This is a genomic window from Polaromonas sp. (assembly GCF_030682935.1).
In the GTDB taxonomy this organism is placed as follows: domain Bacteria; phylum Pseudomonadota; class Gammaproteobacteria; order Burkholderiales; family Burkholderiaceae_C; genus Polaromonas.
On sequence record NZ_JAUXNA010000205.1, the window covers coordinates 1 to 2,800 of the forward strand.

Consider the following 2,800-nt stretch of genomic DNA (forward strand, 5'->3'; position numbering starts at 1 on the left):
CGCTTTGGCAACATCGCCAGCGGCAAGGCCTTCAACGACACGCGGCAAGCCCTGGACGATCTGGGGCTGGACGAGGACACCTGCCACCAGCTCGGCATCCGCCTGCACAAGGTCAACGTGGTGTGGCCGCTGGAGGCGAGCATCACGCGCGACTTTGCCATGGGCCTGCAGGAAATCCTGGTGGTCGAAGAAAAGCGCCAGGTCATTGAATACCAGATCAAGGAAGAGCTCTACAACTGGCGCGCCGACGTGCGGCCCAATGTGCTCGGAAAATTTGACGAGCCCGAGGGCGACCAGTCGGGCGGCGAATGGGGCCGCTCCAACCCCAGCGACCACTGGTTGCTGCGCGCCAAGGCGGACCTGACGCCGGCCATCATTGCCAAGGCGATTGCCAAGCGGCTGACCAAGCTGGGCGTGCCCGCAGACATCATTGCGCGCATGGAGGCCCGACTGGCCGTGGTTGAGGCGCGCGAACGCGCCCTGATCGAAACCAAAACCGACACCGGCGAACGCGCCCCCTGGTTTTGCAGCGGCTGCCCGCACAACACGAGCACGCGTGTGCCCGAAGGTTCGCGCGCGGTGGCCGGCATCGGTTGCCATTACATGACGGTCTGGATGGACCGCAGCACCTCCACCTTCACGCAGATGGGCGGCGAAGGCGTGAGCTGGGTCGGCCAGGCCCCGTTCACCAGCGACGCGCATATTTTTGCCAATCTGGGCGATGGCACCTACTTTCACAGCGGGCTGCTGGCGATCCGCCAGAGCATTGCCAGTGGCGTCAACATCACCTACAAAATCCTCTACAACGATGCCGTGGCCATGACGGGCGGCCAGCCGGTCGGCGAGCGGCCCGAGGGCCATTCGGTGCTGCAGATCATGCGGAGCCTGGATGCCGAAGGCGTGACCAAACTGGTCATCGTGACCGACGAGCCCGAAAAATACGCGGGCGCCAAACTGCTGGCCGGCGTCACCGTGCATCACCGCGACGAACTGGACAAGCTCCAGCGCGAGTTCCGCGAACGCAAGGGCACGACCGCCATCATTTACGACCAGACCTGCGCCACCGAAAAGCGCCGCCGCCGCAAGCGCGGCCTGCTCGCGGACCCGGCCAAGCGCGTGGTCATCAACGAGCTGGTGTGCGAGGGCTGCGGCGATTGTTCGGTGCAGTCCAACTGCCTGTCGGTCGAGCCGCTGGAAACCGAATTCGGCCGCAAGCGCCGCATCAACCAGAACACCTGCAACAAGGATTACTCCTGCGTCAAGGGTTTTTGCCCGAGCTTTGTGACGGTTGAAGGCGGCAGCCTCAAGAAGCCCAGGAAGGACAAAAAGGGCGACCTGGCGAGCCTGCCCGCGATTCCCGAGCCGGTGCTGCCGCTGGCTGAAAACGCCTGGGGTATTGTGGTCGGCGGCGTCGGCGGCACGGGGGTCATCACCATCGGCCAGTTGCTGGGCATGGCCGCGCACCTTGAAGGCAAGGGCGTGGTCACGCAGGACGCCGGCGGGCTGGCGCAAAAAGGCGGTGCCACCTGGAGTCATATCCAGATCGCCAACCGGCCCGAGGCCATTTACACCACCAAGGTGGACACGGCCAAAGCCGACCTGATCATCGGCTGCGACCCGATCGTGACGGCCAGCCCCTACACGCTGGCCACCATGCAGCCCGGCCGCACCTTTGTAGCGATGAATTCGCACGGCACGCCGACGGCGGCATTTGTGACCAACCCGGGCTGGCAGTTTCCGGGCGGCCACTGCGAAAGCGCCGTGCGGTCTGCCGTGGGCGCGGAACTGATGGCGAGTTTTGACGCCGAACAGGTGGCGGTGCAGATGATCGGCGACTCGATTTACACCAATCCGCTGATGCTGGGCTTTGCCTGGCAAAAAGGCCGGGTGCCGCTGTCGCATGCCGCGCTCATGCGCGCCATTGAGCTCAATAACGTGCAGGTCGACAACAACAAGGCGGCGTTTGAATGGGGCCGTCGCTGCGCGCACGACCTGGCGTCGGTACAGGCGCTGTACAAGGCCGCGCAGGTGATTGAATTCGTCAAAAAGCCATCCCTGGCCGAGATGTTGACCAAGCGGGTGGCTTTTCTGACGGCCTACCAGAACGCCGCTTATGCGCAGACGTATCAAGCCTTTGTCGAAAAGGTGCGCGCCACCGAAGCGCCGCTGGGCAAAACCACGCTGACCGAAGCCGTGGCCCGTTACCTCTTCAAGCTCATGGCGTACAAGGACGAGTATGAGGTCGCGCGGCTGCACACGGATGCCGGTTTTCTCAACAAGGTCAATGCCATGTTTGAAGGCGACTTCAAGCTCAACTACCACCTGGCGCCGCCCCTGATTGCGGCCAAAAACGACAAGGGCGAGCTGCAAAAACAGCCATTCGGACCCTGGATGCTGACCGGCTTCAGGCTGCTGGCCAAGCTCAAAGGCCTGCGCGGCACACCGCTCGATCTGTTCGGCCGCAGCGAAGAGCGCAAGACGGAGCGTGCACTGATCGATGAATACCGGGCCAGCCTGGAGGAAGTGCTGGCGGGCTTGCACGCCGAAAACCACGCCACCGCACTGGAAATTGCCCGGATTCCCGAAATGATCAAGGGTTATGGCCATGTCAAGGCGCGCCATCTGGCCAGCGCGCGGCCGCAGTGGGCGGCGCTGATGCAGTCCTTTCGCCAGCCCGCGCCCGCCTCAGCGCGGCAGGCGGCGTGAAGCCGGGGAGCACGGGCCTTGCGCCCGTGCTCCCCGGATGGTTCCCGGCCCTGAAAAAAGCCGGGCTTGCGGCGGCTACACCTTCTTGCGGCTT

General features: G+C 64.1%; 1 protein-coding gene. It reads left to right on the forward strand.

Annotated elements, in window-relative coordinates; genetic code table 11:
• Positions 1-2,706, forward strand: a 2,706-nt coding sequence (locus tag Q8K05_RS09590) for an indolepyruvate ferredoxin oxidoreductase family protein (RefSeq protein ID WP_305246405.1), incomplete at its 5' end; no start/stop codon positions are given.
• Positions 2,707-2,800 lie beyond the last annotated feature (94 nt).